The following is an 8005-nucleotide window of genomic DNA, read 5'->3' on the forward strand; positions in this document are numbered from 1 at the left end:
TGGTGGCGATAGCGAAGAGGTCACACCCGTTCCCATTCCGAACACGGCAGTTAAGCTCTTCAGCGCCGATGGTAGTTGGGGGTTTCCCCCTGTGAAAGTAGGACGCCGCCAAGCCATTTAAAAGATCAGCCATCCGGCTGGTCTTTTTTTGTGTTATAAAACCAATTATGAGGCCCCATTATTTCTCCATATACAGAAAGTTGTTAGATCATCCTTGATAGAGGCCGAAATCGAAAGGCGGTTCTCATTTTATATTTAGAATCGTTTTGACCCATCATCAACTTAGGATATAAAGCGAGATGTTCTACCAAGCTTACTTAGATACGAGTTATTCAAATTGATTGCAAATAACTGGATAATTAGTTTAAATAAGCAGCATTGCATATATTTTATCTAAAAAGAAAATTTATTCAGAAACAGGTAACTTATTCAGAAACAGGTAAATAAAAAAGTGGAGAATATCGAAAAGGAAGGGAGCCTTCATAAATAATAAAATAATTTGCACCACTGTAAATAAAAGTGTTCTTCATCTTGTATGAACACACTAACAAATCAAAGGATGGCTGAACTTTTAAGGTGAATAGGTTCAAAAATGAGAGAACCTTTGGAATTTAAAAATAATGAGTATGAGGGATCGCTTCATGTGTTTGACACAATTAAATTAGCGCAGTATAATAGTTTGGTAGAACGATATACTAAAGAAAGTTAACTAAAAACTTTAGCGTAAGAGTTAATTCAATACCTTTTGAATTTAGAAACTAATCGTTAAGTATTAGTATAACGATATACCTAATTATTATTAGTAGAACGATGTACTAGTAATAATTAAGATTAGTAGAATGATATACTAGTTTGTGAAAAGTTAGTAGAACGATGTACTAACTTTTGTCGGTTAACCTAATGAAGTTTATTGTTTTTATTTAGTACGTAACTTGTTTTTTAAATTTATGGTATGGGGCAAGGGGGATACTTCTGAAAGGCTTAAGAATCAAATTGCATTTCGATAACTTTTTTAATAGGGGTGTGTTTCATGAAAAATCCATTTATAAAAATGGCAACAGGTTTATATATTAGCTATTTTATTTTAGGCATGATCAATATTATCATTGGGTCAAATATGGAAAATTTATCCGAACAATTAAATACAAGTGCCTCAGGGATAAGTTACTTGGTCTCTGCAATAGGAATCGGTAAGTTAGTTTCATTGTTTTTCGCCGGTAGACTGTCGGATAAGTTAGGAAGGAAGCCGTTTGTCGTTTCAGCATCTTTTATCTACCTGATCTTCCTCATAGGTATACCTTTGGCTCCTAACTACACATTGGCATTTATATTTGCTGTGTGTGCTGGTGTTGCAAACTCATTTTTGGATACTGGTACGTATCCAGCACTTATCGAGGCTTTTCAAAAGAAAGCTGGTTCCGCTACTGTATTAATAAAAGCATTCGTTTCAGTCGGGGCCGCACTTCTACCATTTATCATGGCGTTCTTTATGGATAGAGATATGTTTTACGGATATACATTCTTCTTAATGGCTGCTGTTTATCTTGTTAATGGGCTTTTCCTCCTTAAGGTTTCATTCCCGGATCATAAAGCTCAACGCCAGACTCAAGATGATGAACAAGCTGTGCCGGTTCAACACCAATTCCTCTCAAAACCGAAGTTTGCCCAAGAGGGGGTTGCCGTCATACTATTAGGCTTCACATCAACTGCTTTATTCATGCTGGTTCAAGTCTGGCTCCCGAACTTTGGTCAAGCTGTATTGGGGCTAACTCAGGCTAAGGCTGTTCAATTGCTTAGTTACTATAGCATTGGCTCCCTTGTTTCTGTCATATTACTAGCAGTTCTATTGAATAAAGTAATTAAGCCCATTACCGTCATGATTATTTATCCGATCATTGCAGCATTATCTTTATTGTCACTCCTATACATCCAACAACCATTTATAACTGTTTTGAGCGCTTTCTTCATTGGGCTTTCAACTGCAGGGGTGTTCCAATTGGCCATGACAATAATAACAGAGTTCTTCCCTGCCAATAAAGGGACGATTACTTCATATGTAAACATTGCAGCCAGTTCAGCCTTTATTATCATACCTTTCGTTACAGGCATCATTTCTAAGAGTGCTGGTTTATCTGCGGTCTTCTTGTTTGATGTGGCAATTGCGTTAGTTAGTATTTTATTGGCCGTATTCGTTGCCTATCGATACAAAAAGGTAATTAAGGTTTCCAATTAACGGTTTAGCCGAAAATCAGCGGGGCATGAATCTCACTGAAGATAATGATAAAAGGGGGAAACATCCATGAAAACAATCACGATCAAAGACGTAACGATCGGTGAAGGGGTACCAAAGATCATCGTTCCACTGATGGGAACAACTGAAGAAGAACTGCTTAAAGAAGTTGAAACGGTAAATGCACTACAGCCGGATATCATCGAATGGCGAGTAGATGTCTATGAACAAGTTGAAAGCTTAGAAGCTGTTTCGGATATGATTTCTAAACTTAGGAGTGCTGTACCCAATACTTTGCTGCTTTTCACTTTTAGAAGCCATAAGGAAGGCGGGAATAAGGAAATCAGCGATGAATATTATTTCAAACTTCTTCATGCAGCAATTGGCACGAAGAAGATTGATCTTGTCGATGTGGAGTTGTTTTTTGAAGAATCATCAGTGAAGGAGACTGTAAAGGTAGCTGAGGAAAATGGCGTATACGTAGTAATGTGTAACCATGATTTCGATAAGACACCAGCAAAAGAAGAAATCATTTACCGATTGCGTAAAATGCAGGAATTTGGAGCCCATATTCCAAAAGTCGCTGTAATGCCCCAGACGGTTGGTGACTTACTCGTTTTATTAGATGCAACTTACACGATGAAAACAAAGTATGCCGATCGTCCATTCATTACGATGTCAATGTCGGGCACAGGCCTGGTCAGTCGATTATCAGGTGCGGTGTTTGGTTCTGCTTGTACATTCGGCGCCGGAAAAGAAGCATCTGCCCCAGGACAAATTCCTGTTGCTCAATTAAGAGATGTATTGGAGATCATTGATCAAAACATTTAACTCATAATTTCTTTCAAGAAGGAATTTATATAAGATTTTAAAAAACAGGGGGAATAGAACATGGAAAATCTAGGACGAATTAATGGGAAAACGGAATTAGTAGGATTGCTGGCAACACCTATCGGACATTCTTTATCACCTGCCATGCATAATTTGGCTTTCGATAAATTAGGCTTGAATTGCGCTTATTTAGCATTTGAAGTTGGAAATGAACAGCTGGAAGATGCAGTCAAAGGGATGCATGCATTAAATGTAAAAGGATTTAACGTATCCATGCCCAATAAAATGAAAATACTTCCATATCTTGATGAATTGGCAGACAGTGCTAAATTTTCCGGGGCCGTTAATACAGTTGTCAATGTCGATGGAAAGTTCGTAGGTCACAGTACCGATGGTATGGGATATACTCGGAACCTAAAAGAACATGGTATAGATATTAAAGGCAAGAAAATGACTCTTATCGGTTCTGGCGGGGCTGCTACTCCAATTGCCATTCAATCTGCGCTGGAAGGTGTGGCGGAAATCAGCATTTTTGCTCGTGATGATGCTTTCTTCCCGCAAGCAGTAGAGAATGTAAGGATTATCAATGAAGATATGAAGCACTTAAATGTGAAAGCCAATGTATACCCTCTTGAAAATGTTGGACAACTAAAGGCTGAAATCGCAACTAGTGATATTTTGGCAAATGGAACCGGCGTTGGAATGAAACCACTTGAAGGCTTAAGTGTCATTCAAGACGAATCAATGCTGCGCCCTGATTTAATCGTAACCGATGTTGTATACATCCCACGTAAATCAAAACTAATGGAACAAGCTGAGGCTGCCGGTGCTACAGCCATTAATGGTCTTGGGATGATGCTTTGGCAAGGTGCATTGGCCTTTGAATTATGGACAGGTCAACAGATGCCTGTTAATTACATCAAAGAGCAATTGTTTGCAGAATAAGATGATTCCACTCTGGAGATTATTCTCCATTTTATCGTAATAGAGGTTTAGTCATAATCGATGTACATCATCGTTATATGATTCCCATCAAATGAGTGAAACCTCGGAGCTAAGAAAATGCAGGGAGTGAAATCCCTTGTTTTTCTTAGCGTTTTTTTTTTGAAAAGTGGTTTTCATATAAATGGATAACATAAAGGGGAGGCTTTAATGTAATTACATTTGCATTAAAGTGTTCTAGGGGAGAAACACAACGGGATTTTTTAGAGGGGTGTAATAATGAAAAATCAGTATTTTAAAGCGGCATCTGGCATGTATATTAACTATTTTCTGCTGGGGATGGTAAATATAATTCTCGCCTCAAACATGCCCTCTTTAACAGAACAATGGGATACGGACTCTACTGGCATCAGTTATCTTATTGCAGCTATAGGAATAGGTAGATTACTCACGTATGGTCTCTCGGGAGTATTATCGGATAAATTTGGAAGAAAGCCATTGGTCATTGTCTCTTCGGTTATAATGGGAGTTTTTTTAATTGGGATTCCATTTTCCCCCACATATGAAATGGCCTTTGTATTTGCTTTACTTGCGGGAATTTCCAACTCAGCCATGGATGCTGGTACATATCCAGCGCTAACCGAAATGTTTCCTGAATCTGCTGGTTCTGCCAGTGTCATGGTCAAGGCTTTTGGTTCACTTGGTGCAACAATCCTACCATTCCTCATCCTGTTTCTTGCTAGGAATCAATTATTTTACGGGTTTGCATTTTTATTACCGGCTGTCATCTATTTCATGAATTTGTTTTTTATGTTGTCCGCTTCATTTCCAAAAAGCAAATCCGACGCTGTCAGTCATGAGGAGGTTTTGCATATGAACAGGTTCATTACTGAACCAAAATTTTGGAGCGAAGGAGTCGCGCTAATCATAATTGGGTTTACATCAACTGCGTTATTTACAGTTTCGCAAATCTGGTTACCGAGTTTCGGCCAGGAAGTTGCAGGGATGTCATCTTCAGGTGCAATTAAATTATTGAGCTTTTATAGTGTTGGATCACTAATTTCCGTCCTGTTATTATCCATTTTATTAAACAAATGGATTAAGCCCGTGACGGTGATATTGCTTTATCCAATGATTACTTTACTTACGGTAATCATCATATTAACGATACATTCACCTATTGTCTTGAGTATTAGCTCCTTTTTCCTTGGAGCATCGACAGCTGGGATATTTCAATTAACCATTGCAATAATGACTGAACTATTCTGGAGGAAAAAAGGAACTGTAACGGGGATCGTTGCGACGGCATCCAGTTTGGCGAGCGTCATTTTACCAATTGCAACGGGCTTGATCGCTAAGAGTGGGGATATATCGCATATATTTCTTTTCGATTGCTTTATTGCAACGATAGGAATCCTAGCTGCAGCTTTTGTTTATTACCGGTATAAAAAATTGACAAAGCATCAGACCATATTTAACCATGGCTAAAATATTGAAGGATTATTAAAACTTCTAGAACTAGGGTGGCGTTTTTTTGATATAGATGTATTGGAGGGATTATTAATCGATGAGATAACCATGTTCCAAAAGCAAGGGTGTAATAATGACAGTAACTATATTATTATTATAGTAAGAACATGATAATAATAAGTATATCAAAAATACATTCAAGATGGTGATTGAACTATGAAACAATCCAAAAAAGGACGGGTCACGCTGCAAGAGGTAGCGAAACATGCTGGGGTATCTACATCCACTGCTTCCCTTATCGTTCGTAATAACCCCCGGATATCGGAGGCGACGCGAAAAAAGGTATTAAAATCCATGCGTGAATTAGGCTATGTTTACGATAGAATTGCAGCAAACCTAAGGTCGCAGAGTTCCGATACTGTAGGAATCATTATTACCGACATATCAAATACCTTTTTTTCTGAATTCCTGATAGGCGTTCACGATGCATTGGATGAGGTTGGTTATACAGTGTTGCTGGGGACTACATTCGACTCGGTTGCCAAGCAAGACCATCTCCTTTCGACCATGATGGAACATAGGGTGGGAGGCCTGATTCTTTGTCCTGTCTCTGAAAGCTCACAAGATACAATTGAACGGTTAAATGAAATTGACACGCCGATGGTCCTTGCTGTCAGGGAACTACCTGGAGTGAATAGCGACTATGTAGGCATAGACTATCCAGAAGGAGCCAAGATCGCTGTTGAGCATCTCCTTGGAAAGGGGCATAAAAGAATTGCGCTTCTTGGTGGCATCAAGGAATCTTCTACTTGGATTGAGAGAATGGAGGGATACCGTGAAGCTCTTTCAAGAGCGGGATTGGAAGTGGATGATTCGTTGGTGATAGATAGTGCCCCTACACGGGAAGGAGGGCTGGAGGCTGTATTGAAAGTACTTGAGAATCCTAATCCGCCTACGGCAATTTTTTGCTTTAGTGACTTAATTGCCTTCGGTGTTATGCAAGGATTAATGATGAAAGGATATACACCTGGAAAAGATATAGATATCGTAGGGTTCGATAACGTTCCAGTCGCAGAAATCTATCATCCTCCGTTAACGACCATTTCCTCATTCCCTAGACGTATAGGAAAGGAGGCGGCGAATCTTCTGTATCAGCAAATGGAGAAAGTTGAACGTGAACAACAGCGAATCATATTGAATCCAGAACTAATTATTAGAGAGTCTTCCTAAAAAAGAAAAATAAAAAGGTGATTAGTTTACAGGAGGCTAAGTATCCATACCGCTGTACCCTTTTCATCTTTTCTATTATTCTTTTATTGGGAACATTGATTACATAACAAAAAGGATGGTTTTACTTAAGCGGTTCATAAATATCCCAGGCCACTTTCAATGAATCGACTATGAAGTCTGCCACTTCATCAACATCAAGATCATTGGTATTCACTTTTGAATGATGATAGGAGTATATTTCTTGTCTTGTGTAAAAGAGTTCTTCAATTTCCTCAAGTGACCGACTTTGTAAAACAGGTCTACTATCAATTAGTAAGCCTATTCTCTCTTTCCAGTATTCCCAAGATAAGTCCAGATAAAAGACAATGCAATTGGATAAACAGATATTCCGTATATCCTCTTGTAAAAATGCCCCGCCTCCAACTGAAATGATTTTCAATTGCTGTTGACTAAAGCTTTCAATCACACTTTTTTCTTTTTCGCGAAAAGCTTTTTCCCCAAACTTCTTGAATATTTCCGTAGTGGGCATATTGAATTCCTTTTCAATCTCTTGATCTATGTCAATAAAGTCCCTATATAATTTCCTTGCTACTTTCTGACCGATCGTTGTCTTTCCTACCCCCATAAAGCCAATAAAAACGATACTTTGCATCCTCAAAGATGTGTTTTTATTAATCATTTATAAATTCCTCTCCCAACTATTTTTATAATGATTAAAAGTCTCTCCTGAAATTTTTAAAATATATTTATTATAGTACATGAAAGTAAAATTGTAAAAAAAATTTTTTAATATTTGGACAATGTAATCCCGTGATTTAGCGGTTTATTTTAAATCAATTCTTTCGAAATGAACAATCAGGTTTCATTATTCGATTTATACATCTAATTATACGTTTCTTCATCTATACAGTTTGTTATTGCCGTTACTTATCACTTGCGGGTTTTATGGATTTTGCCAAAAGCATTATCAGGTTGAAGGGGAATGTGTTTCAAACGGGTCTATGAATCAATAAATTGGGTGGAGGCAATGATTTTGTTTGATTTATATATTTCAAGCGGAAGCCAGGGTACGACTAATACATTTATTCCATTAAGTGATTAAATCATTTAACAAAGAAATGTATAAAATGTGTTGACTTTATATTGGGAAAGGATTAATATAAATAAGCACCAACTAAGACAAACGAAAAAAACTTCATCGCTTTCGGCAGATTGCTGAAAGAAATAACTATTGACTTCTTACTATGAAAATGATAAGATGAAATGGTCGCTGAAAAACACAGCGATTTAAAATAAGTTAAA

At 37.7% G+C, this 8005-nt stretch carries 6 protein-coding genes and 1 rRNA gene; 6 read left to right on the plus strand and 1 reads right to left on the minus strand.

The features are described 5' to 3' along the window. The 6 genes from rrf to ACFRAK_RS26900 form a co-directional block, all read left to right on the plus strand. Positions 1 to 114, plus strand: a 5S ribosomal RNA gene (gene rrf, locus ACFRAK_RS26875); the annotation flags it as partial. A 916-nt stretch (positions 115 to 1030) separates the two neighbouring features. Beyond that, positions 1031 to 2233, plus strand: a complete 1203-nt coding sequence (locus ACFRAK_RS26880) for an MFS transporter (protein ID WP_394572876.1) — start codon at positions 1031 to 1033, stop codon at positions 2231 to 2233. A gap of 66 nt (positions 2234 to 2299) precedes the next feature. Next, entirely contained in the window at positions 2300 to 3061 is a 762-nt protein-coding gene (aroD, locus tag ACFRAK_RS26885; protein WP_387605017.1) for a type I 3-dehydroquinate dehydratase, read from the plus strand. Between the two features lie 60 nt (positions 3062 to 3121). Next, positions 3122 to 4006 carry a quinate/shikimate dehydrogenase gene (locus ACFRAK_RS26890; RefSeq protein ID WP_387605018.1) on the plus strand — a complete coding sequence of 295 codons (885 nt, stop codon included), beginning with the start codon at positions 3122 to 3124 and terminating at the stop codon, positions 4004 to 4006. Positions 4007 to 4282: 276 nt separating this feature from the next. Beyond that, a complete protein-coding gene (locus ACFRAK_RS26895; protein ID WP_394572877.1) occupies positions 4283 to 5491 on the plus strand; it encodes an MFS transporter in 1209 nt (402 codons plus the stop codon). 198 nt (positions 5492 to 5689) lie between these two features. Beyond that, positions 5690 to 6703, plus strand: coding sequence for a LacI family DNA-binding transcriptional regulator (locus ACFRAK_RS26900; RefSeq protein ID WP_387605020.1), 1014 nt, complete (start codon positions 5690 to 5692; stop codon positions 6701 to 6703). Positions 6704 to 6824: 121 nt separating this feature from the next. Here the strand turns inward: ACFRAK_RS26900 and ACFRAK_RS26905 are convergent, their stop codons facing one another. Continuing rightward, positions 6825 to 7382: a shikimate kinase gene (locus ACFRAK_RS26905; RefSeq protein ID WP_230304103.1), complete on the minus strand. Its 558-nt coding sequence runs from the start codon at positions 7380 to 7382 to the stop codon at positions 6825 to 6827. Positions 7383 to 8005: the final 623 nt, after the last annotated feature.

The sequence above is a fragment of the Peribacillus sp. NPDC056705 genome (genome assembly GCF_043656335.1).

Coding starts and splice junctions, on each gene's coding strand:
- ACFRAK_RS26880 (WP_394572876.1), top strand. CDS start 1,031: ATGAAAAATCCATTTATAAAAATGGCAACAGGTTTATATATTAGCTAT.
- aroD (WP_387605017.1), top strand. CDS start 2,300: ATGAAAACAATCACGATCAAAGACGTAACGATCGGTGAAGGGGTACCA.
- ACFRAK_RS26890 (WP_387605018.1), top strand. CDS start 3,122: ATGGAAAATCTAGGACGAATTAATGGGAAAACGGAATTAGTAGGATTG.
- ACFRAK_RS26895 (WP_394572877.1), top strand. CDS start 4,283: ATGAAAAATCAGTATTTTAAAGCGGCATCTGGCATGTATATTAACTAT.
- ACFRAK_RS26900 (WP_387605020.1), top strand. CDS start 5,690: ATGAAACAATCCAAAAAAGGACGGGTCACGCTGCAAGAGGTAGCGAAA.
- ACFRAK_RS26905 (WP_230304103.1), bottom strand. CDS start 7,382: ATGATTAATAAAAACACATCTTTGAGGATGCAAAGTATCGTTTTTATT.